22 protein-coding genes and 1 pseudogene are annotated in these 20,615 nt (G+C 69.0%); 11 read left to right on the top strand and 12 right to left on the bottom strand.

Going from position 1 to position 20,615, the window contains the following annotated elements:
- Positions 1 to 99 precede the first annotated feature (99 nt).
- Together ACXMYJ_RS22130 and ACXMYJ_RS22135 are read right to left on the bottom strand one after the other, a co-directional pair.
- Positions 100 to 1,131 carry a fused (3R)-hydroxyacyl-ACP dehydratase subunits HadA/HadB gene (locus tag ACXMYJ_RS22130; protein WP_260755995.1) on the bottom strand — a complete coding sequence of 344 codons (1,032 nt, stop codon included), beginning with the start codon at positions 1,129 to 1,131 and terminating at the stop codon, positions 100 to 102.
- Positions 1,132 to 1,237: 106 nt separating this feature from the next.
- Positions 1,238 to 1,786 (bottom strand): SDR family oxidoreductase, encoded by a 549-nt coding sequence (locus ACXMYJ_RS22135; protein WP_260755994.1) that lies wholly within the window; start codon positions 1,784 to 1,786, stop codon positions 1,238 to 1,240.
- Between the two features lie 13 nt (positions 1,787 to 1,799).
- Between ACXMYJ_RS22135 and ACXMYJ_RS22140 the strand changes: the two are divergent.
- Positions 1,800 to 2,178 (top strand): annotated as a pseudogene (locus tag ACXMYJ_RS22140) (TetR/AcrR family transcriptional regulator); the annotation flags it as partial.
- A gap of 35 nt (positions 2,179 to 2,213) precedes the next feature.
- The gene (locus tag ACXMYJ_RS22145) at positions 2,214 to 3,854 is read left to right on the top strand and encodes an ABC-F family ATP-binding cassette domain-containing protein (RefSeq protein ID WP_460358876.1); all 1,641 of its coding nucleotides are present in this window, start codon (positions 2,214 to 2,216) and stop codon (positions 3,852 to 3,854) included.
- 56 nt (positions 3,855 to 3,910) lie between these two features.
- Here the strand turns inward: ACXMYJ_RS22145 and ACXMYJ_RS22150 are convergent, their stop codons facing one another.
- From ACXMYJ_RS22150 to ACXMYJ_RS22180, 7 genes are all read right to left on the bottom strand, one after another.
- A complete protein-coding gene (locus ACXMYJ_RS22150; protein WP_260755991.1) occupies positions 3,911 to 4,360 on the bottom strand; it encodes a nitroreductase family deazaflavin-dependent oxidoreductase in 450 nt (149 codons plus the stop codon).
- A gap of 67 nt (positions 4,361 to 4,427) precedes the next feature.
- Positions 4,428 to 4,853 carry a hypothetical protein gene (locus tag ACXMYJ_RS22155; RefSeq protein ID WP_260755990.1) on the bottom strand — a complete coding sequence of 142 codons (426 nt, stop codon included), beginning with the start codon at positions 4,851 to 4,853 and terminating at the stop codon, positions 4,428 to 4,430.
- A gap of 9 nt (positions 4,854 to 4,862) precedes the next feature.
- Positions 4,863 to 5,720, bottom strand: coding sequence for an oxidoreductase (locus ACXMYJ_RS22160; RefSeq protein WP_460358877.1), 858 nt, complete (start codon positions 5,718 to 5,720; stop codon positions 4,863 to 4,865).
- Between the two features lie 118 nt (positions 5,721 to 5,838).
- Positions 5,839 to 6,246: a MarR family winged helix-turn-helix transcriptional regulator gene (locus tag ACXMYJ_RS22165; protein ID WP_260755988.1), complete on the bottom strand. Its 408-nt coding sequence runs from the start codon at positions 6,244 to 6,246 to the stop codon at positions 5,839 to 5,841.
- Between the two features lie 272 nt (positions 6,247 to 6,518).
- Positions 6,519 to 7,880 carry an MFS transporter gene (locus ACXMYJ_RS22170; RefSeq protein ID WP_260755987.1) on the bottom strand — a complete coding sequence of 454 codons (1,362 nt, stop codon included), beginning with the start codon at positions 7,878 to 7,880 and terminating at the stop codon, positions 6,519 to 6,521.
- 29 nt (positions 7,881 to 7,909) lie between these two features.
- Positions 7,910 to 9,520: a threonine/serine exporter family protein gene (locus ACXMYJ_RS22175; protein WP_443189291.1), complete on the bottom strand. Its 1,611-nt coding sequence runs from the start codon at positions 9,518 to 9,520 to the stop codon at positions 7,910 to 7,912.
- A 40-nt stretch (positions 9,521 to 9,560) separates the two neighbouring features.
- Positions 9,561 to 10,661, bottom strand: a complete 1,101-nt coding sequence (locus tag ACXMYJ_RS22180; RefSeq protein WP_313901356.1) for a glycosyltransferase — start codon at positions 10,659 to 10,661, stop codon at positions 9,561 to 9,563.
- Between the two features lie 110 nt (positions 10,662 to 10,771).
- Here ACXMYJ_RS22180 and ACXMYJ_RS22185 point away from each other — a divergent pair, with 110 nt between their 5' ends.
- Positions 10,772 to 11,764 (top strand): glycoside hydrolase family 6 protein, encoded by a 993-nt coding sequence (locus ACXMYJ_RS22185; protein ID WP_260755985.1) that lies wholly within the window; start codon positions 10,772 to 10,774, stop codon positions 11,762 to 11,764.
- A 9-nt stretch (positions 11,765 to 11,773) separates the two neighbouring features.
- Here ACXMYJ_RS22185 and ACXMYJ_RS22190 read toward each other — a convergent pair whose 3' ends face one another.
- Positions 11,774 to 12,505: a ZIP family metal transporter gene (locus ACXMYJ_RS22190; RefSeq protein WP_260755984.1), complete on the bottom strand. Its 732-nt coding sequence runs from the start codon at positions 12,503 to 12,505 to the stop codon at positions 11,774 to 11,776.
- 38 nt (positions 12,506 to 12,543) lie between these two features.
- Between ACXMYJ_RS22190 and ACXMYJ_RS22195 the strand changes: the two genes are divergently transcribed.
- The 8 genes from ACXMYJ_RS22195 to ACXMYJ_RS22230 all read left to right on the top strand — a co-directional run bounded on the left by ACXMYJ_RS22195 (position 12,544) and on the right by ACXMYJ_RS22230 (position 19,534).
- Positions 12,544 to 13,404: a class I SAM-dependent methyltransferase gene (locus tag ACXMYJ_RS22195; RefSeq protein WP_460358878.1), complete on the top strand. Its 861-nt coding sequence runs from the start codon at positions 12,544 to 12,546 to the stop codon at positions 13,402 to 13,404.
- A 57-nt stretch (positions 13,405 to 13,461) separates the two neighbouring features.
- Positions 13,462 to 14,442, top strand: coding sequence for a methylenetetrahydrofolate reductase (locus ACXMYJ_RS22200; protein ID WP_443189289.1), 981 nt, complete (start codon positions 13,462 to 13,464; stop codon positions 14,440 to 14,442).
- Entirely contained in the window at positions 14,439 to 15,197 is a 759-nt protein-coding gene (locus ACXMYJ_RS22205) for a class I SAM-dependent methyltransferase (RefSeq protein WP_460358879.1), read from the top strand. Before ACXMYJ_RS22200 ends, ACXMYJ_RS22205 begins: the two co-directional genes overlap by 4 nt.
- Before the next feature lie 135 nt (positions 15,198 to 15,332).
- Positions 15,333 to 16,400, top strand: coding sequence for a glycosyltransferase family protein (locus ACXMYJ_RS22210; RefSeq protein ID WP_460358880.1), 1,068 nt, complete (start codon positions 15,333 to 15,335; stop codon positions 16,398 to 16,400).
- A complete protein-coding gene (locus ACXMYJ_RS22215) occupies positions 16,397 to 17,635 on the top strand; it encodes a glycosyltransferase (RefSeq protein ID WP_460358881.1) in 1,239 nt (412 codons plus the stop codon). The genes ACXMYJ_RS22210 and ACXMYJ_RS22215 overlap by 4 nt, the downstream gene beginning before the upstream one ends.
- Entirely contained in the window at positions 17,589 to 18,482 is an 894-nt protein-coding gene (locus tag ACXMYJ_RS22220; protein ID WP_460358885.1) for a glycosyltransferase, read from the top strand. Before ACXMYJ_RS22215 ends, ACXMYJ_RS22220 begins: the two co-directional genes overlap by 47 nt.
- Positions 18,479 to 19,312, top strand: a complete 834-nt coding sequence (locus ACXMYJ_RS22225) for a glycosyltransferase family 2 protein (RefSeq protein ID WP_460358882.1) — start codon at positions 18,479 to 18,481, stop codon at positions 19,310 to 19,312. The genes ACXMYJ_RS22220 and ACXMYJ_RS22225 overlap by 4 nt, the downstream gene beginning before the upstream one ends.
- An 18-nt stretch (positions 19,313 to 19,330) precedes the next feature.
- The gene (locus ACXMYJ_RS22230) at positions 19,331 to 19,534 is read left to right on the top strand and encodes a zinc ribbon domain-containing protein (RefSeq protein WP_260755977.1); all 204 of its coding nucleotides are present in this window, start codon (positions 19,331 to 19,333) and stop codon (positions 19,532 to 19,534) included.
- A 3-nt stretch (positions 19,535 to 19,537) separates the two neighbouring features.
- Here ACXMYJ_RS22230 and ACXMYJ_RS22235 read toward each other — a convergent pair whose 3' ends face one another.
- Both ACXMYJ_RS22235 and ACXMYJ_RS22240 read right to left on the bottom strand, forming a co-directional pair.
- A complete protein-coding gene (locus ACXMYJ_RS22235) occupies positions 19,538 to 20,023 on the bottom strand; it encodes a hotdog fold domain-containing protein (protein WP_460358883.1) in 486 nt (161 codons plus the stop codon).
- Positions 20,020 to 20,499 (bottom strand): TetR/AcrR family transcriptional regulator, encoded by a 480-nt coding sequence (locus ACXMYJ_RS22240; RefSeq protein WP_460358884.1) that lies wholly within the window; start codon positions 20,497 to 20,499, stop codon positions 20,020 to 20,022. The genes ACXMYJ_RS22235 and ACXMYJ_RS22240 overlap by 4 nt, the downstream gene beginning before the upstream one ends.
- Positions 20,500 to 20,615: the final 116 nt, after the last annotated feature.

A 20,615-nucleotide genomic window follows, 5' to 3' on the forward strand; every position in this document is an offset into this window, starting at 1 on the left:
GACCGACTACTTCCAGACCGGCACACCGCTCACCGAGCATCGACTTCACCGGATACCGGTTCAGCGTGGAGATGGTGCCGACCACCATGACCTCCCGGCTCAGCGGAAGCGGATGTGCATCGTGGCGAGACCGAAGATCTTTTTCCCCGCCGACTTCGCGCCGACCAGCACGATGCCGGAGCGGGTCTCGGGGTCCAATGACTTGATTTTGCCGCTGTATTCGATGTCGGCGCCCTCCTTGGCCGACACCACCGCCGGCTGGGACAGCCGCACCGTGTAGCGGGTCACCGCGCCGGGGTCGCCCGACCAGGCCGAGACGAAGCCGGCGCCCAGACCCATGGTGAGCATGCCGTGGGCGATCACGTCGGGCAGGCCGGCCAGCCTGGCGATGTCCTCGTCCCAGTGGATCGGGTTGGCGTCGCCGGCGACGCCGGCGTAGTTCACCAGATCGCCGCGGGAGAGTCGGGTGTGGTGGACGGGTAACACGTCGCCGGCCTTGACGTCGTCGAAGGACGGCGTACCCGGCGTGCGGGTCAGCGCCCCGTCGGAGATCCGGATGTCGCCCGCGGGCCGCACCGTCTTCTCGTAGTCGTCCTCGGATCCCCCGATGTCGAGGATGTTCATATCGTGCATCATCGCGTTCTGCACGGCGGTCTTGACTCCGGCGTCGATGTCTTCGGCCGTCACCCCGACGACGGTGGTGTGCAGGGTGTGCACCCGCTCGCCGCGCGTGTCGGTGAAGGTGTTGGTCACGGTGATGAAGTCCCGGCCGGCCGTCCGGCGCACCGACGACAGCTCCACGTCGATGACCAGCTCGTCACCCGCGACGATCGGCCGGTGCTGCTCGAAGACCTCTTCGGTCTGCAGATACGTGTCGTAGCCGACGACGATCTCCTCGAACATCCGGCGGTTGCACTGCATGCCCGGGGCCGAAGTAAATGTCAGCGGCGCGACGACGTCGCTATAGCCCAGCTCGGCGGCCGCGGCGACGCCCCAGTGCGCGGGGTGGTAGTCCTGCACCGCGCGGGCGTATTCGCGGACCTTCTCGCGACCGACGAGGTAGGTGCCGTCCATCTGGTAGTGGTGGCCGACCCGCGCTTCGAGCGGCGAGGCTTCTGCTGGTGCAGTCATAGATGTGCTCAACTCTTCCGTCGGCTGGTCATGGAGGCCGACCCAAGCACACTAACGCGCCGAGGTCGGCCCGCCACAAGCCGAAGCAGGCATCGCCGGTCGAGCCCTACACGGTGAAGCCGCCGTCGACGTTCAGGTGCGCCCCGGTGATGTAGCCGGACTCCGGGCCGGCCAGGAAGCTCACCAGGGATGCGACGTCGCTGGTGTGTCCGTAGTGGCCCTGCGCGGTCACCTGCTTCAGACTCTCGGCGAAGGCACCGTCGTCGGGGTTGGCGTCGGTGTCGATCGGGCCAGGTTGGACGTTGGTGACGGTAATGCCACGCGATCCGAGGTCGCGGGCCAGTCCTCTGGTGAACGAGGACACCGCACCCTTGGTCATGTTGATCGCGACCAGGCGGTCGAACTCCTCGGCCGGGAACTCGTCGATCGGTGCGAGGTGGGCGACGGCCGAGTTGTTCACCAGGATCTCGAGGCCGTCGAGTTCGGCCACGGTCTGCTCGACGGCGCGTGCCACCTGCGCCGGGTCCGCGGAATCGGCCTGGATGGCCACCACCGTGGCGTCGTCGGAGGCGAGCCGCCGCACGATCTCGGCACCGATTCCACGCGATCCTCCCGTCACCAGTGCTCGCTTTCCTGCCAAGGGTGCTGTGCTCATCCGTGTGCGGTACATGGCCGTCGGACGACCCCGCGAATTCGAACCCGAGCACGTCGAGCGGGAAGCGATGAAACTCTTCTGGGAACGCGGCTTCGACGGCGTGTCGATCTCGGACGTCACCGCGGCGACCGGGGTCCACCGGCGCAGCATCTACGCCGAGTTTGGATCCAAGGAGAAGCTCTTCGAGCGAGCCACGCTGCGCTACCTGGCCGGCCCGGGCGGCTACCTCACCGACGCGCTCGCAGAGCCGACCGCCCGCGCTGTCGCACGGGGGGCCACATGGATAACTGACGGTGGGGAACGCGCCCGGACTCCCCGAGCTGCGCGACGCCACCGTGCACCGGATCGCCAAACGTTTCGACGCAGCCGTGGCCGACGGCGATTCCCTGGGGCCGTCGGGCCCGAAAGGTAGTGCGACGATAGCGCCATGACCGCAACGCTCGTCGCGAAGAATGTGGCGGGCGGATTCGCCCACCGCACCCTCTTCGAGAACCTCGACCTGACCGTCGCCCCGGGCGATGTGGTCGGAGTCGTCGGCGCCAACGGCGCCGGCAAAAGCACCCTACTGCGAATCCTGGCCCGGGAACTGGATCCGCTCCGAGGTTCGGTCAGCGTCGCGCCGGCCGACGCATTCGTCGGGTGGCTGCCCCAGGAGCACGAACGCGTCCCGGGCGAGACCGTGGCGGCCTACGTCGCGCGCCGCACCGGATGTGCCCAGGCCACGCGCGCCATGGACGCCGCGGCCGCCGCGCTGGACGACGCGGGCAACGGCGCCGACGCGTACGCGGCCGCGCTGGACCACTGGCTTGCCGCCGGCGCCGCCGACCTCGACGAGCGACTGCCGGCAGTATTGGCCGACCTCGGACTCGACACCGATGCCGTGCGTCCGGACACGACGCCAATGACCGCCCTGTCGGGCGGGCAGGCCGCCCGGGTGGGACTGGCGGCGCTGCTGCTGTCGCGGTTCGACATCGTGCTGCTCGACGAACCGACCAACGACCTCGACCTGGACGGCCTGGCCAGGCTCGAGCGGTTCGTCGGCGAGCTGCGCGGCGGAGTTGTCCTGGTCAGTCACGACCGGGAATTCCTGTCCCGCACCGTGACTCGCGTACTGGAACTCGACCTGGCGCAGAACACCGCCACCGTATTCGGCGGCGGATACGACAGCTATCTGGACGAGCGCGAGGTCAACCGCCGGCATCGGCGCGAACAGTACGAGGAGTTCGCCGAGAAGAAGGCCGACCTGGTGGCCCGCGCGCGTATACAGCGGGAATGGTCGAGCCAGGGCACGCGCAACGCGATCCGCAAGGCACCCGACAACGACAAGATCCGTCGCCGTGCGGCCACCGAATCCAGTGAAAAGCAGGCGCAGAAGGTGCGTCAGATGGAGAGCCGGATCGCCCGCCTGGACGAGGTCGAGGAGCCCCGCAAGGAATGGACGCTGCAGTTCACCATCGGGGCGGCGCCGCGATCGAGTGCGGTGGTCGCGACACTCGACAAAGCTGTTGTGCGGCAAGGCGCTTTCGTGCTCGGCCCGGTGTCACTGCAGGTAGACGCCGGGGAGCGCATCGGCATCACCGGCCCCAACGGGGCGGGTAAGTCGACGTTGCTGCGCCTGCTGCTGGGCCGTCAGCGGCCCGATGAGGGGCGGGCGAGCCTGGGTGCCAGTGTCGAGATCGGCGAAATCGACCAGGCCCGTGCGTATTTCACTGGCCCTGATCGGCTTCTCGACCGGTTCGAGCAGCAGGTGCCGTCCTGGCCGACCGCCGACGTGCGGACGCTGCTGGCGAAATTCGGGCTCGGCGCCGACCACGTGGAACGCGCCGTCGACCACCTCTCGCCTGGCGAACGCACCAGGGCCGGGATGGCACTCCTACAGGCCCGAGGCACCAACGTGCTGGTGCTCGACGAGCCGACCAACCATCTCGACCTGCCCGCCATCGAGCAGCTCGAACAGGCCCTGGACGCCTATGCGGGCGCGCTGCTGCTGGTCACCCACGATCGACGGATGCTGCAGAACGTCCGGTTGGATCGCTCATGGCGGGTCGAGAACGGTCGCGTCGAATAGACCCCGCGAGCGTGAAGCCAGGGCTCCCCCGCAGGGTGTAACCGCGACCAGGAAGGCTATTCCGCGGGTCGGTCCGACTCGACCGGCTCGATGAGGAAGACCGGGATCTGTCGCTCGGTTTTGGTCTGGTACTCGGCGTACGGCGGGAACGCCGCGACGGCCAGCTTCCACCAATGCTCGCGTTCGTCGCCGTCGAGCTCACGGGCGGTGCCCTCCACTACCTTGTCACCGTCCTGGACGGTGACCGCGGGGTTGGCCTTGACGTTGAAGTACCAGCTGGGGTGCTTCGGATCGCCGCCCTTGGACGCCACCATTGCGTAGCGGCCGTTCTCCTCGACGCGCATCAACGGCACGTAGCGTTTCTTGCCCGACTGCGCACCGGTGGTGGTGTACAGCACGACCGGGCGGTCGAGAATTTCGACGCCGTCGGTGGTGCCTTGCTCCAGGATGCGCTTGGTCTGGTCGCGGACCCAGTCGGTGGGACTCAACTCTGCTTGTTCGCTCACGCTGCCTCCAACGATCGTGATTCCTATGGGTATTCCCGGTGTATCCCGTACGAGGCGATGCAACCCTTCAGAGCCGGGCCAATAGTGTGTCGATGGCTGCCAGTTCGGCCGCGCTCACCCACGACGGATTGGCCTGCTGAGGGGAGCGGAACACCTCCATCGACGCCAGCGTGGAGATCGACGACAACCTCACCGCGGTGAGCGGCTCGCGCAGCAGCGGAATGCGTACGGGCAGCTGCAGCCCGCCCCCCTCGGCGACGGGCCGGCCGGTGACGCGACCGTCGCCCCAGAATCCCCGCTCGGGGTGTGACGACACCCAGAACAGGACCCGGTGGCCCGGCCGGATGAGTCGAGACCGGTAGTTGCCGGCGATACACCAGATGCGTTTGGCCTCGCCGGCGGCAAGCATCGGCGCGAGCGGGGTCTTGTTCGGGTTGCACTTGATGACCCACGCCCCGAGCGTTTCCAGGGTCACGCTGCGCGTCGGGGCCATGAAAAGTGTCTACCAAGAGATGTCGTCGGGCAGCTCGATCTGCGCGACGGCCATGTTCTCCTCCAGGTGCGCCACCGACGACGTGCCGGGAATCAGCAACACGTTCGGCGCCTGCTTCAGCGTCCACGCCAGCGCGATCTGTGCCGGCGTGCGATCCAGTTCGGCGGCCAGGCGCCGCACCGTCGCGTTGCCGAGCACCGGATTGTCGGGGGTGAACGCCGAACCCAGCGGGAAGAACGGTACGAACGCGATTCCGCGCTCGACGCACAGATCGAGCACCGGCTGTGACGAGCGGTCAGCCAGGTTGTACGCGTTCTGCACGCACACGATATCGGTGCGCTCCAAGGCGATTTCGAGATGCTCGCGGCTGATGTTGCTCAATCCGATACCGGCGATGAGGCCCTCGTCGCGCGCGGCGATCATCGCGTCGAGCTGACGGTCGAACAGCGGGCGGTCAACCGCACCCGGCTCACCGCTGTCGAAGATCCGCAGATTCACCGCTGCCAGCTGATCGGTCTCCAAGGTGTCGAGGTTGACTTCGATGTCGCGGCGCAGTTGCTCCGGCTGCTGCGCGGGCAGCCAGTTGGCCTGGTCGTCGCGGGTGCCCCCGACCTTGCTGACCAGCGCAAGGTTGTCCGGGTACGGGTGCAGCGCCTCTCTGATCAGTTCGTTGGCGACATCGGGCCCGTAGATCTGTGCGGTGTCGATGTGGTCGACGCCGAGTTCGACGGCGCGCCGCAGCACGGCGATCGCCTGGTCATGATCGCGCGGAGGTCCGAACACGCCGGGTCCGGGCAGCTGCATCGCGCCGAATCCGACGCGGTGAACCTCGTACTTTCCGAGTGTGAACGTGGATGGCGAGCTCATCGACAACTCCTTTGATATCAAACTATTGTGCCTCGAACTATATGGCGAGAGGTCAAGGGTGTCAACGGACGTGGCCGGCACCGATGAACGCTTCGGAGCCCTCGGTGTGGGGCGGTGCTCAGCTCAGGCTGTCGGCGAGCTTGGTGAGGAGTCGGGTCAGGGTCTCCTGCTCGTCGCGGGTCAACCCCTTCAGCAACTCGTGCGCGGCCGCGGCGTAATCGGCCAGCCAGCGCTTTGCCTGTGCTGCCCCGGCCGGCGTCGTCGTCAACCGGACCGCGCGGCGGTCATTCGCGTCGGGCGCCCGCTCGATCAGCCCGTCACGCACCAGCGCGTCGACGAGGCTGGACGCGGTGCCCTGCGTGACACCCACCGCGCGGGCCAGATCGGCCAGCCGAACCGGTTGCAGCCGTTGGACTTCGGCAAGCAACTTGGATCGCGGCGTCGACACGCCGTGCTCGCCGAGGCGCTCGTCGAACGACCGCACCACCGACTTGGCGGCACGGCCGAACGCGTCGGCAACTTCCACCGCACGACGTTGATCGGCCCTCACCGCGCTTACCTCCGTTGATCTCGCGGTCAGAGTACGTCACGCACATAGCCGTGAGTGCGTCACGCAGCCCGATGTCGGCGACGGCTATGTTTCCCGCGACACCGCATGAGTCACAGGAATCCGCCTTTTCCAGAGGTCTACTCGCCCATTCACTGAAAACCGCGGCTTCCTGTGGCAATTGGGGCGCATCGACGTCCGGAAGAACCCGCCAGGGTGTTCCGCATGGCCCGACGCTCAAGCGCCCATGCTCAGCCCCCGCTGCGCGCGCTCTCGAACGGCACCGGGTCCGGCGCCTCGTCGGTGCCCGGCGTGACGGTCCCGCCGATCGGGCACCGTGCGGTCTCGGGCACCTTGAGCAGTGCGATGGCGCCGATGACGCACGCGCCCATCATGTAGTAGGCGGGGAACAGCAGGTCGCCGGTCTCGCCGATGAGCCAGTCGTTGACCGCCGGTGCGGTGCCGCCGAACAGCGACGTCGACACGTTGTAGGCGATCGCGAATCCGGCGTAGCGCACCTGGGTGGGGAACATCGCCGGGAACGTCGCCGAGATCGTCGCCAGCTGCGGCACGTACAGCAGCCCAAGGAGCGCGTAGCCGATCACCGCGCCCCATAGGTTGGTGCCCATCAACAGGAACATCGGCACGGCGGCGACGAACAGACCGACCAACGAGAACCACCACAACGGCTTGCGTCCCACCCGGTCACTGAGCAGTCCGGCGAAGGGGACGAACACCATCATCGACAGCATGCCGATGACCGGCACGATCAGCGACTGGTCCGGCGTCAGCCCGATCTTGGTCTCCAGGTACGTCGGCATGTAGGTCAGCAGGGTGTAGTTCACGACGTTCAGCGCGACCACCAGTCCGCCCAACTGCAGGATCGGCCGCCAGTACCGGCCCAGCAGATCGCGGAACTGAGCGGTGGTCTCCGATTCCGTCTCACCCTTCTCCTCGAGCTCCCGGAACACCGGGGTGTCCTCCAGCCGTGACCGCAAATAGAGCCCGATCAGGCCGAGTGGCGCGGCCACCAGGAACGGCAGCCGCCAACCCCAGGCGTGCATCTGCTCGTCGCTGAGGACCAGGGAGCAGCCCAGCATCAGCAGCGCGCCCAGTGAAAACCCGCCGAGGGTGCCGAACTCGAGGAAGCTGCCGAGCAGCCCGCGGCGCCGGCTCGGCGCGTACTCGGCCATGAACGTGGCGGCGCCCCCGTACTCACCGCCGGTAGAGAAGCCCTGGATCATGCGGAGCAGCACCAGCAGGAACGGTGCCCACATCCCGATCATGTCGTAGCTGGGCACCAGTCCGACGCAGAACGTGGCCCCGGCCATCAGCACGATCGTCATCGCCAGCACCCGCTTGCGGCCCAGCCGGTCACCGAGCGGTCCCCAGACGAATCCACCCAGTGGACGGACGAGGAAGGACACCGCGAACGTCATCAACGCCAGCAACGTCGCGCTGGCGGCGTCCCCGGGGAAGATCGCCGCCGAGATATAGGTGACGCCGTAGGCGTAGATGCCGTAGTCGAACCATTCGGTCGCGTTGCCGATCGCCGACGCGGTGATGGCCTTCTTCAGGACTCCCGGTGGTGGGTCTTCGTGGGTGGTGGACATGAGAAGCGCTTGCTCGTTATCTGCCGGGGCTAAACATCCCGGACGTCATCGCTCGTGTGGTGCTCATCGTCCGGGGCTGGATCTTCCCTGCCGGAATCAGGCTCGGCCTTGGTGTCCGACAACTCGGGTTCCAGCGCGACGCTCCACGACCGCTGGTGAGGGCTGCGGCCTGGTTGCTGATCTGCGGCGGGGCGGAGTGCCACCACGTTGCCGACCGCGCGCCGGAGCCCGGGCGGGCCCTCCACCCGCAGGAAGTCGCTGATCCGCCCGGCGCGGTAACGAAGCGGCGAGCCGGCCAGCTCACCCATGACCACGCCGGCGCCGATCGCCAGCGCAGTGGCCGCCGCCGCGAGTGCCTGCGCCATGCCCGCGGTGAAATCCCGCTCCACGGCGAAGTAGAACACCGCCCGGAAGACGGCCATGCCCGGCAGCATCGGGGTGATGCCGGCAGTCGCGGTGACCAGCGCGGGCGCCTGCCGCCGAATCGAGATCACGGTGGCCAGGAGGCCGACACCCACCGCTGCGGTGCCGGTCGCGACGACCTGGCCGAAACCGGCGCTGCCGAGGCCGATCAACACGGCCTCGGCGAGACCTGCCGCGATGCCCGCGGTCAGCACGGACCGCCATTTGGCGTAGCTCGCGATGACCAGACAGGCACCCGCCAGCGCCGCGCCCGTCACCGCCAGCACGATCTGTGTCGGCGTGGTGGGCAGTACGAAGTACTCGGTCGCGTCGACACGGAGTTGGATCTCGATGCCGGCCAGGGCGGCGATCTGCAAACCGGCCAGGATGCCGACGACGATGCCGAGGGTCAAGAACAGCACGTCGCCGAGCCGGGCCACCGCAGTGAGCATGTATCCGGTCAGCGCGTCCTGCACCGAGCCGACCAGGGTCATGCCCGCCAGCAACATCACGATCCCGGTGGCCACCAGCGCGGTCGGGCCCTGCCCGGCGAACAGGAACGCGGCCACGGCGATCAACGTCGCGATCAGCGCCCCCGCCGCCTGCTGGAAGAACAGCGGGGTGCCCAGCTTGTTGAGCAGCCGGCTGCTGCGGTCGATCAGCACCGAGGTGACCGCGGCCAGGATGCAGGTCAGCCAGGTACCGCCGAGCAGCATCGCGATGCCGAGGGCGAAGCCGGCCCACCCCGCGGTCGCGATCCAGCGGGGGTAGGGGTGCGGCTGCTCGCTCAGCTCGTCCATCGCCTCGTGGGCCTCATCGACCGATACCCCGCCCGAGGTGATCCTGCGGACCAACCGGTCGAGGTCGGCGAGCCGCGTGTAGTCGGTGGAGCGTGCCTGCACCGCCCGCACGATGGTGACCGGCGGGCTGTCGGCGGTGGGCAGCGCGGACACGAAGATGGTGGTGACGAAGACGTCCACCACGCAGTCGGTGAGCTGGTAAGCCTGCGCGACGTCCTGGGCGGTGGCGACGACGTCCGCGGTGCCCGAGCCGGACGACAGCATCACCTCGGCGAGCCGGATGGTCAGGTCGAGAACCTTGCGGGTGTGCCGCTCGCTCAGCCCGCCGGAGGTGCGTCGGCGCTGGCCGGCGCCCGACGCGGGCTCACGGCGCCCCTTCAGGGCGAAGTGCAACGCGCGCCGGCGCCGCGCTGCCCCGTCGGATCGATCGGCACCCATCACGGGACACGATACTGAGCGGCGCAGGGCGGACCCGCACTCACGCCGGTCGGTCGAGCCTGCGGCGCACGGCCCGGTCGATGAGGTCGCGGTAGAGCGCGACGTACCGGTCGGCCATCGTCGCGACACTGTGTCTCGCGACGGCCTTCGCGCGTACCGTCGTCCGGCACAGCGCGGCGGCGTCGGGGATCGCCGCGGCCATCGCCGCGGTGTCCTCGGGTGGGACCAGGCGTCCGCAATCCCGGTCGACCAGTTCGGGGACGCCGCCGCGGGCGAAGGCGACCACCGGAGTGCCGCACGACAGCGCTTCGGCGACCACCTGCCCGTACGGTTCATTCCACCGCGGGGTGACCAGCGCCGCCGCGGCGCCACCCACCAGCGACGCCAGACTTCGCTGGTCGAGGTGTCCGGCGTAGCGCACCCTGTCGCCCAGATGGGGCTCGATCCGGCGCCGGAAGTACTCGGCGTCGACGGTCGGGCCGGCCAGCGTGAGGTGGTGACCCGACCGCACCGCCGCGTCGATCGCCAGGTGCGGCGCCTTCTCGGGGACGATCCGCCCCGACCACACCAGATACCGGCCGCCACCGGCGCCCAGCGGCCACCGCGACACGTCGACCCCGTTGGGGACGACCGCCAGCCGCTCGATGCCGACGTGCGCCCACGCGTCCGCGGCGTTGCGACTGACCGCGGCGAAGGCGAGGTCCGAATCCTTCATCGACCCGATCGCCGCCTCGAGCAGGGGGAGGGGCGGGGTGTGCAGCGTGGTCAGCATCGGGGTGCGCAGGTACGGCGCCCACCGGATCGGAACGTAATGCAGGCTGTGGTTATGGATCACGTCGAAACGCCACGGGTGGTCCTCGGTGAGCTCGGACATCACCGCGACGTACGCGTCGTGCCGGGACTGCTTCACCGCGCCCGGTAGCGGGAACGGAACCGCGGCGGCTTCGCTGCGCGGCAGCGCGCGCACGGTCAACCCGGGATGGGTGAACCCCGGGTCCGTGCCCTGAGCGGCGAACAGGGTTACCCGATGGCCCAGACCGACCAGCGCGCGAGTCAGATGCCACACGTGAGCTTCCAGGCCGCCGGCGAAGGGTTCGCGGATGGGGAAGTGATTGTGGGCGATCAGCGCGATTCGCAGCACCCGTGGTCCTCGATTCCGTCGAGGGGCGGCATCGGCGCCGGCCCGCGAAGGGGAGTACCCACCTCGACGGCGGTTGGCACTCGCTGCACAGCCCCACTAAGTTTTCTCGCGTGACGTTTTCCGCCGTTGCTGTGCTCGCCCGCCTGATCGCCCCCTGCGCCGCCGTCGCGGCTGTCGCCGGCGCCGTCCTGGTCACCGAACCCGCCCCGGCCGCCGCGCCCGCGGTGCGGCTGGCCGCCGAGGCGAACCCGTTGGTCGGCCTGCCGTTCTACGTCAACCCCAACTCGAAGGGGACGCGTGCCGCCGCGGGCAACCCGGATCCGCTGCTGGCCGCCGTCGTGAACACCCCGACCGCGTACTGGATGGACCACATCTCCACCCCGGCGGTGGACGCCAAGTACATCGCCACCGCCCAGGCCGCCGGCACCATGCCGGTGCTGGCGCTCTACGGCATCCCCAACCGTGACTGCGGCAGCTACGCCGCGGGCGGCTTCGGCTCGGCCGGGGGGTACCGGTCCTGGATCGACGGTGTCGCGGCGGCCATCGGGTCCGGGCGCGCGGCGGTCATCCTCGAGCCCGACGCGCTGGCCATGATCGACTGTCTGTCCCCCGGTCAGCAGCAGGAGCGGATCGAGCTGATCCGCTACGCCGTCGACACCCTGACCCGCAACCCGGGCACCGCGGTGTACGTCGACGCCGGTCACCCGCGCTGGGTCGCCGCGGACGTGATGGCCGGCCGGCTGAACCAGGTGGGCATCGAGAAGGCCCGCGGCTTCAGCCTCAACACGGCGAACTTCTTCACCACCGAGGAGTCGGTGGGCTACGGCGGCGCGATCTCGGGGATGACGGGCGGCAAGCCGTTTGTCGTCGACACGTCGCGCAACGGCGCCGGGCCGGTCGAAGGCGACGATCTCTATTGGTGCAACCCGAGCGGTCGCGCCCTCGGTGCGCGCCCCACCACGGACACCGGCAACCCCATGGTCGACGCGTTCCTGTGGGTCAAGCGGCCCGGTGAGTCCGACGGCGCCTGCCGCGGCGCGCCCAGCGCAGGCACGTTCGTCAGCCAGTACGCCATCGACCTGGCCCGCACCGCCGGCTGGTAGCCCGTGCGGTCAGCCCGCCAGCACGAAGGACAGGAAGAACCCGCCGGCGGTCGCGAACGCGTTGAGCGGGCGGCCGTGTTCGAACGCCTCGGGCATCAGCGTGTCGGCCAGTGAGGCCAGCACCGCGCCGCCGGCGAACGCGAGTGCCAGCGCCAGCACCGGTTCGCTGAGCTGACCGGCGGTGACCCGACCGACCACCACCGCGGCGGCGAGCAGCGCGGCGCACCCCAGCCACACTCCGATGACCGCCCGTCCGCTCATCCCGGATTTGCGCATCGACATCCCGCCGACCAGGGCCTCGGGAAAATTCGAGAGGAAGATCGCGACCAGCAAGGACAGCGACGCTCCACCGACGAGGGAGACACCGAGCGCCAGGTTCTCGGGAACGCCGTCCAGGGTGACTGCGGCCAGCAACGCCAGTCCGACCCCGCGGCCCGCGCCGTCAGACACCACTTCGCGTTGCTGGGGGCCGGAGCTCCCGCTGATGTAGCGGTCGAGCAGGCTGTCGGCCACGACGAACGCGGCCGCGCCGCCGAGCAGGCCGAGTCCGGAGTGCAGCGCCCCGCCCAGCTGGAACGCGTCTTCGAACAATTCGAAGGCCAGCGCGGAGATCAGCGCGCCGCTGGCGAAGGCCAGCAGCACGCCGGTCACCTTCTTGGGCAGATCCCACCGGACGCCGACGAGGGCTCCGATCACCAGCGCGCTCGATGCGGTGATCCCGAACAGCGCAGCAGTCAACACCCGCGGTGGGTACCCGCCGCGCGCGTACCGTCACCGGGATGAGCGACGAAAAACTGGTGGCCAACGTCTCGGACACCGCGCGATGGGTCGCGGCATATCGCGCCATCGAGTCGGCACGTGCCGACGCGGTGTTCGACGACCCCTATGCCGACCGGCTCACCGGCGAGCGCGGACACCAGATCGTGGCGAACGTCCCGCGGATGTTGCGCTCGGGTTGGTGGATGGTGGCCCGCACCAAGACGATCGACGATCTCATCCGCGACGCCGTCGCCGCCGGCTGCGACCGTGTCCTCAATCTTGCGGCCGGACTGGACACCCGGCCGTACCGGTTGGACCTGCCCGCAGACCTGGACTGGGTGGAAGGCGATCTGCCCGGCCTGATCCGTGAGAAGGAACAGCTGCTCGCCGGTGAGACGCCCAGGTGCCGGCTGACCCGCTATCCCGTCGACCTCGCCGATCCGGCCGCGCGGGACCGGTTCCTGGACACGGCGCTGGCCGGCGCGACGAAAGCGCTCGTACTGACCGAGGGCCTGCTGATGTACCTCGAACCCTCCGACGTCGACGAACTGTCGCGCGCGCTGAACCGGCCAGAGGTGGCGTGGTGGCTGCTGGACCTGGCCGGACCGGGGCTGCGGAAGTGGATAAACGAGAAGACCGGCGGGCTGCTGCGCAATGCGCCGTTCAAATTCGCCCCGCCCGAGGGCGTCCGATATTTCGAGCAACGCGGTTGGCGCGCAGGCGAAGTCGAGTCGGTGTTGGTCGTCGCGAGACGGCTGCGCCGGCTGCCGTGGCTACTGCGGCTGGCCGCGCTGCTGCCGCAGCCCGACCCGCACCGCCCTCCGGTGGGCCGGCCGTGGAGCGCTGTGGTCCGCCTCACCCGCCGGGATCGCGAGGACTAATCCGCGGTGCGGAGGGGAACCCCCGCAGCTGAACTGTAGGCCGATCGGGGGTGATGCATGGACGAGGGCTGTCCCAAGCGGATGACATTCGGGCCGTGCGGAGGCGTACGGCCCGGCGGCGAGTGTGAAATGCGCCCCGGCCCCTGCGCTTTTCCCGACGTCGTGCCATGGCCGGCCGACGCGCCGGCCCCGCGTGAACCGGCCACGGCCCCGCTGATCCTGACGGATTTCACCTGCGCCCCCTTCGATCCCCCCGATGTCGCGGCGACCGCGGCGGCGTTGGCGCCGTCCTGCGATGCCGTCCTGGTCGGCGAACACCAGAACCGGCCCGACTTCCCGCCCACCCTGATGGGGCGACTGCTGCTGGACGCCGGTGTGACCCCGTGGATCACGCTGTCCTGCCGGGACCGCAACCGGGTGGTGCTGGAGCAGGAGGTGCGGGGGCTGTCGCTGATCGGCGTGCAGACGGTGCTGTGTGTGACCGGCGACGGGCGCGGCTACGACGTGCGCCCCGATGTCACCCAGACCTTCGACCTCGACGGGCCGCGGCTGGTCGAGTTGGCCGCGTCGCTGGGAGTGACCGCCGCGGTGCCGGAGACCATCACCGCGCCGCCGATCGCGGGACGCCCCCGCCGGCTGGTGCACAAGCAGCACGCCGGAGCCCGGATCGCCGTCCTGAACCACGTGTCGTCGCCGGCTTCGGTCGCCGGGTTCATGGCGGCGGCACATGCTGCGGGACTGAGCATTCCGGTTCTGGCGGCGGTGGCGGTGTTCACCGACGAGGTGTCCGCGGCCGTCCTGCAGGGACTTCCGGGATTGGCCCTTGACCCGGAGGTGGTCACCGCCGTGTTGAACGCGGCGGACCCGGTCGAGGCGGGCATCGAGGCCGCCGTCGCCGAGGCGCGGGCGCTGCTGGCCATCGACGGCGTGGCCGGGGTCAATATCTCCGGACTGGCGTCGGCCGGCGGGACCAAGGTCGGCGCCCGCATCAAAGCCGAAGTCGGGGAACGTATTCGCGCGGAAAGGTTGGGGTCATGAGCGAGGCGATGGAGGCGGAGTTCGACACCGTGGCCGAATGGACCGCCGAACTGGCACGTGATCTCGGCCCGGAGTACCACATTCCGGCCGGCTGTCGTGGGAGCGGTAACCCCGCGGCGCTGGACTGGCTCGTCGACCGGTTGCAGCTGCGACCAGGTGAGGCGTTGCTCGACTGCGGGGCCGGTGTCGGGGGGCCCGCCGCCTACGCCGCCGACCGCATGCCGGTGTCGCCGGTCCTGGTGGAACCGCAGGCCGGGGCATGCCGGGCGGCGCGCACATTGTTCCCGTACCCGGTGGTACAGGCCACCGCGGGTGCGCTTCCGTTCCCCGACAACGCGTTCGATGCCGCCTGGTGCCTCGGGGTGCTGTGCACCACCTCCGACCAACTCGGCGTGCTCACCGAACTGCGCCGCGCGGTCCGGCCACCGGGCCGGATCGGCCTGCTCGTGTTCGTCGCCCAGCAGGACCTCGACGCCGACCAGCAACCCGACGGCAACAACTTCCCGACCAGGGACTCGTTGCCGAAACTGCTGAGCGCGGCCGGATTACGCGTCGACGCCGAGCTCTGCACCGCCGACCTGCCCGCCATGCCGCACGCGTGGGAACAGTGCGTCGACACGGTGGACGAGGAACTCCGCCGCCGGCACGCGAGAACACGCACCTGGCAGCTCTCCGAGCAGCAGTCCGACCAGATGGGCACGCTGCTCGGCGACGGACTGGTGGTCGGCGTGGTGATGAGCGTGCGTCACGCGTGACGCCGCGCCTGAGTATGAACGAACCGTCATGTTTGGCGCCCTAGCCGCGGGGTAAATCGGCTGGGCCGAGTTCTTCAGTACGCAGGGACATCGTGCGTTCCCAACGTATTCACATTCCGGGTGAGGAGACGATCGTTGCTGCGTGTGGCTTCAGTGCCGGCCTCCCATGTGTATGTACGACATCTGGCCGACCCGGCAGGTGGGGACGACGTGGTCCGGCTGGTCGATCCGGTGCCCACCGACGGACGCAAGGTGCCGGGCGGGTGGTGGCCTCCGCTGATGCTGGAACCCGGTTGGGTCACCGCCAACCATGACCGCTTCGACGTGTTCCACGTCCACTTCGGGTTCGATGCCGTGGGTGCGGAGGTGCTGTCCGAGGTGATGCAGGAACTGAAGTTCCACGGCAAGCCGTTGGTGTACACCATCCACGATCTGCGTAACCCGCACCACCGTGAGCCCGAGGCGCACCGGCTGCAGCAGAACGTGTTGGTCGCCGCGGCGGAAACAATCATCACCCTGACACCCGGTGCCGCCCAGGAGATTCGGCGCCGGTGGGACCGCACCGCTCACGTGCTCGCGCATCCCCATGTCTTGGAGCGGCCGCACATCGAGGCCACCCGAAGGGAACAGGACCGCTTCGTGGTCGGGGTCCACGTCAAGAGCTTGCGCGCCAACATGGATCCGCTGCCGGTGCTGCACGCGCTGACCGGGATCACCGATACTCTGCCGGACGCGCTGTTGCGCATCAACATTCACGATGAGGTCTTCGAACCTGGCAGCCTTTGGTACGCACCACGATTCGGGAAGGCGGTGCTGGCCTTCGACCGATATGAGCATGTCGAGGTGTGTATGCACCCCTACTTCTCGGATGCGCAACTGTGGGACTACCTTTCCGGACTGTCGGTGTCGGTGTTGCCCTACCGATTCGGAACGCATTCAGGTTGGCTGGAAGCCTGTTTCGACCTGGGCACCGCCGTGATCGCACCGAGCTGCGGGTTCTATGCCGAGCAGCAGCCGTGTGGTGTCTTCACGTTCACCGAAACCGAGTTCGATGTGGCGTCCCTGGAGATGGCCGTGCAGACGGCTCATGAGCGCTGGCGCAGCGGCACGCCGGCCCCCCGGGCCTCCTGGAGGGAGCGGTCCGCCGAACGGGCGCAGTTGGCCGGCGCGCACAGGACCCTCTACGAGAAGGCACTGAAATGATGCGCCCGCTGCGGATCGCGCTGATCGCATCGTCCCGCCACCCCGTCAGCCAGCCGTTCGCCGGCGGCCTGGAAGCGCATGTCTGGCACCTGGCCCGAGCGCTGGCCGACCAGGGGCAACGGGTCTCACTGTTCGCCGCCCCCGGCTCAGACCCCGCCCCGGGCTGCGCGTCGCTGACGGTGCGCGAGCTGAAACTCTCCGATGCGGCACGGTCGGACGTCTCCATGCCCGCCGAGGAGTTCATGGACGACCACCATGCCTACCTGGCGCTGATGTTGGGCCTGGCAGGCAGCCACGCCGAGAGCTTCGACGTCATCCACAATCACAGCCTGCACTATCTGCCCGTGGCGATGGCGCCCACGCTGTCCACACCGATGCTGACCACGGTGCACACCCCGCCGACGCCGTGGCTGGAGTCGGCCGTCCAGGCCACCGGCGGCCGGGGTACCCGCTTCGCCGCCGTCTCCGAACACACCGCCACTGCCTGGGCGCCCGCCGGCGTCCCGTTCACTGTGGTGCCCAACGGAATCGACGCCCGGCGGTGGCCGCTGGGACCGTGCGGGCAGCACGCCGTCTGGTTCGGGCGTATCACCCCGGAAAAGGCTCCGCACCTGGCTATCGATGCCGCCCGGCTTGCCGGTCGCAATCTCATGCTGGCAGGGCCGATCTCCGATCCCGCGTATTTCGCCGATGCCGTCGAACCGCACCTGGGTCAAGCCGTCCGGTATGCCGGCCATCTCACCCAGCAGCACCTGGCCCGCCTGGTGGGAGCCGCCTCGGTCGCACTGGTGACTCCGACGTGGGACGAACCGTACGGTCTCGTGGTCGCCGAAGCGATGTCCTGCGGCACACCGGTCGTCGCCTTCGCGCGGGGCGGGATCCCCGAACTGGTGACACCCCAGTCGGGCTGCCTGGTAGCTCCCGACGACATCGAGGCGCTGGCCGCGGCGATCCCGGCGGCCGCGCGGCTGCCCCGACGGCAGGTGCACGAGCACGCCGTGCGCCGCTGCTCTGCCGCGGCAATGGTGCGGGCCTACCTCGCAATCTATCGACAGATGATCTCTCCCAGGGGTGACGACACCGATGATCGGCTACTACATCCACCATCACGGGTACGGCCACCTCGCCCGGGCCGTCAGCATCACCTCGCATCTGTGCAGGCCCGTGACGGCATTGACCTCGGCGACTGTGCCGCAACAGCATCCGTTCTCCTCGATCGTCAGGCTTCCGCGTGACGACGTGGCTGAACACGTCTCGGAACCGACGGCGCACGGGGCGCTGCACTGGGCGCCCCACTACGACAGCGGCTTCGGGGCGCGCATGCAGGCGCTGGCACAGTGGGTCGCCGACGCGCGGCCCGAGTTGTGCGTGGTCGATGTGTCGGTCGAGGTGGCGATGTTCCTGCGGCTGTTGGGGATTCCGACCGTCATCGTCGCACTGCCCGGGGACCGGACCGATCCGCCGCATGTCGTCGTGCACCAGATGGCCGACCACATCCTGGCCGCCTGGCCCGCCGGTCTGAACACCCCGCACTGGCTGAAACCGCACGAGCACAAGACCAGTTACGTCGGTGGCGTCAGCCGCTTCGAGAACCGACCGATGCCGACACGGTCCAGTGACCGGCGCGACCTGCACGTGCTGCTGCTCGGCGGCGCTGCCGACGGGTTCGGCGCCGCCCGGGCGTGCGTGCAGGACGTCACCTGTACCGCCCTCGGTGGCGCGTCCGGAATCTGGACCGACGACCCGTGGCCTTACCTGTGCGACGCCGACGTCGTGGTCAGTCACGCCGGCCAGAACAGTGTCGCCGACATCGCGGCGGCCCGCCGACCTGCGGTCGTCATCCCGCAGCCTCGGCCCTTCGACGAGCAGCACATGACCGCGTCGGTGCTGAGCCGATACGGTCTGGCTGTCACCGCACCGCGGTGGCCATCCGATGACGACTGGCCCGTCGTGCTGCAACGGGCACTCACCACCGACCCGCAGCGGTGGAGGCAATGGCAGGTGCACGGAGCGGCAGCGCGGGCCGCCGCGGCGATCGAGTCGACCGCGGTCCGGTGCCGTGGAAAGGCGGCCCGGCGATGAAGACAGCGGTGATCACGATCGTGCACGGACGGCACCGGCACCTGCGCGCCCAGATACGGGGTCTGCAGTGCAGCACGGAGCCCGTCGACGACCACGTCGTGGTGGCGCTCGGTGACCCCGACGTGGTCGCGGTCGCGGAGTCTGAACGGCACACCGGCTACGTCGTCTCGTGCCGGGCGGCGGCACCGCTGCCGCTGGCGAGGGCGCGGAACGCCGGCGCCCGAAGCGCCCTCGACCGAGGAGCCGAACTGTTGATCTTCCTCGACGTCGACTGCATCCCGTCGGCCGTGCTGACCGGCCGTTACCGGGCAGCGGCTCGGCGGGCCGAGCACAGGGACGCGCTGCTGTGCGGTCCGGTCACCTACCTGCCCCCGGCCGGACCCGCCGGGTATGACCTGGCGACACTGGACGACCACCGGCGACCGCACGCCGCCCGACCGTCACCTCCCGACGGAACTGTGCTTCCGACAACGGATTACGCGTTGTTCTGGTCGCTGTCGTTCGCCGTACGCGCAGGGACCTGGGATCGGATCGGCGGCTTCTGCGAGGAGTACGTGGGCTACGGTGGTGAGGACACCGACTTCGGGCAGTGCGCCGCAGCCAGGGGCGTGCCGATGTGCTGGGTGGGCGGGGCGCACGCTTTCCACCAGCACCACCCGGTCGAGAACCCGCCGGTGCGGCACCTCGACGACATCGTGCGCAACGCACACATCTATCACCGCCGATGGGGTACCTGGCCGATGGGCGGATGGCTGGATGCCTTCGCCGAACAGGGACTGATCAGCCGGGATCCTGGCGGTGCGCCGCATAAGACGGTGATCAGCGTATGAGTTCAGGAGGCTGACGGCATGTTGCTCTTCTTCGGGTACGGCACCAAACAGGCCTACCTCGGCGCCGGACAGGTGCGGACCTGTCCGCGCTGTCACAACACCAGCCAGTGGAACCGCATGCGGGAGTTCAAACAACTCACGCTGTTCTTCATCCCGGTGGCGCGATGGAAGCGGCGCGTGTTCGAGGTCTGCGGTATCTGCGGCACCGCGGTGGCGGCCTGAGGGCTAGCTGCGACGCGGAGAGATCCGCATTGTGATCCGGGCGGCGACACACACCGTGCCGGCCGCATCGGTGATATCCACTGGAACGACGAGTTCGGTTGCCTCGGAGCCGAACTCAGGAATCGATTCCAGATGCGCGATGGCGGTGACGTCGGTCTTGGCCTGTGCTCTGTACTCGACGGTCATCCCGACCGGGATCCAGCGGTGCGTCGGCGGGATGGTGGCGTCGGTCATCAACGCGCCCGCGAGCTCGGCCATGTTGCACGACGCGATGGCGTGGAAGGTGCCGAGGTGGTTGTGCGCGCCGCGGCGGTTATGTGCGGTCGCGCGGCAGTAGCCCACCCGGAGTTCCTCGACGGCGGGATGCACGGAGCGGAAGTAGGGGGCCTTCAGGCATACCGCCTGACTGAACATCCACGTGCCGAACGGAATCTTCTGCAGCGTGTTCCAGATTCGGAGATTGGTGCGCAGCGCGGGACCTGTCCTCATGTCGGTTCCTTCCTGGACTTGGGTGCCGGGGGTGTGAGTGCGAGGACTGCGCGGACCGCGGCGGTGAGCCGGTCGCGTGTCCCGGGGTCCGGCGGATGCTGCGCGCGCAGCAGCAACGCGGTCGGCAGATCGACCACGCAGGCCCGGATCGCCGCGATTGCGTGCCGGTCACGGCGGCCCCACATGCTCTCGGCGAGCTCGACGATGAGCGCCCCCAGGTCGCCGTCGAGAGCGCGGAGATCGGCCGCGAGTTCGGCAGCAACGTCGCGGGCGCCGAGCAGCTCATGGCGGGGCAGAGCGAGCAGGTACAGCGCCGAGGACGGGTGGCTTTCCAGGAATGTGGCCGGACATTCGGCGGCGGCGACCACCGCGGCCTGCACATCACCGTCGGCGAGCGCCCCCGCGACAGCCCTCCGCTGCTCCTGCAGGTACCGCCGAGCCGCACGTAACCAGACGTGACCTAAACCTGGATACACCGATTAGGTGGCGGCCTGGGTGGGTTGAAACAGCGAAATGCCCTGTCGTGGTGGGAGAATGAGATTTGTTCAGGATCCAATTCAGCCACTACGAAGGGCATCTCGTAGATGCAACT

It is taken from the genome of Mycobacterium sp. ZZG, assembly GCF_054786995.1.

Excerpts from the sequence above, each read along its gene's own strand:
- ACXMYJ_RS22195 (WP_460358878.1), top strand. The coding sequence starts at position 12,544 with ATGAGCGACGAAAAACTGGTGGCCAACGTCTCGGACACCGCGCGATGG.
- ACXMYJ_RS22170 (WP_260755987.1), bottom strand. The coding sequence starts at position 7,880 with ATGTCCACCACCCACGAAGACCCACCACCGGGAGTCCTGAAGAAGGCC.
- ACXMYJ_RS22200 (WP_443189289.1), top strand. The coding sequence starts at position 13,462 with ATGGACGAGGGCTGTCCCAAGCGGATGACATTCGGGCCGTGCGGAGGC.
- ACXMYJ_RS22230 (WP_260755977.1), top strand. The coding sequence starts at position 19,331 with ATGTTGCTCTTCTTCGGGTACGGCACCAAACAGGCCTACCTCGGCGCC.
- ACXMYJ_RS22130 (WP_260755995.1), bottom strand. The coding sequence starts at position 1,131 with ATGACTGCACCAGCAGAAGCCTCGCCGCTCGAAGCGCGGGTCGGCCAC.
- ACXMYJ_RS22215 (WP_460358881.1), top strand. The coding sequence starts at position 16,397 with ATGATGCGCCCGCTGCGGATCGCGCTGATCGCATCGTCCCGCCACCCC.
- ACXMYJ_RS22135 (WP_260755994.1), bottom strand. The coding sequence starts at position 1,786 with ATGAGCACAGCACCCTTGGCAGGAAAGCGAGCACTGGTGACGGGAGGA.
- ACXMYJ_RS22225 (WP_460358882.1), top strand. The coding sequence starts at position 18,479 with ATGAAGACAGCGGTGATCACGATCGTGCACGGACGGCACCGGCACCTG.
- ACXMYJ_RS22155 (WP_260755990.1), bottom strand. The coding sequence starts at position 4,853 with ATGGCCCCGACGCGCAGCGTGACCCTGGAAACGCTCGGGGCGTGGGTC.
- ACXMYJ_RS22175 (WP_443189291.1), bottom strand. The coding sequence starts at position 9,520 with ATGGGTGCCGATCGATCCGACGGGGCAGCGCGGCGCCGGCGCGCGTTG.
- ACXMYJ_RS22160 (WP_460358877.1), bottom strand. The coding sequence starts at position 5,720 with ATGAGCTCGCCATCCACGTTCACACTCGGAAAGTACGAGGTTCACCGC.
- ACXMYJ_RS22145 (WP_460358876.1), top strand. The coding sequence starts at position 2,214 with ATGACCGCAACGCTCGTCGCGAAGAATGTGGCGGGCGGATTCGCCCAC.
- ACXMYJ_RS22235 (WP_460358883.1), bottom strand. The coding sequence starts at position 20,023 with ATGAGGACAGGTCCCGCGCTGCGCACCAATCTCCGAATCTGGAACACG.
- ACXMYJ_RS22205 (WP_460358879.1), top strand. The coding sequence starts at position 14,439 with ATGAGCGAGGCGATGGAGGCGGAGTTCGACACCGTGGCCGAATGGACC.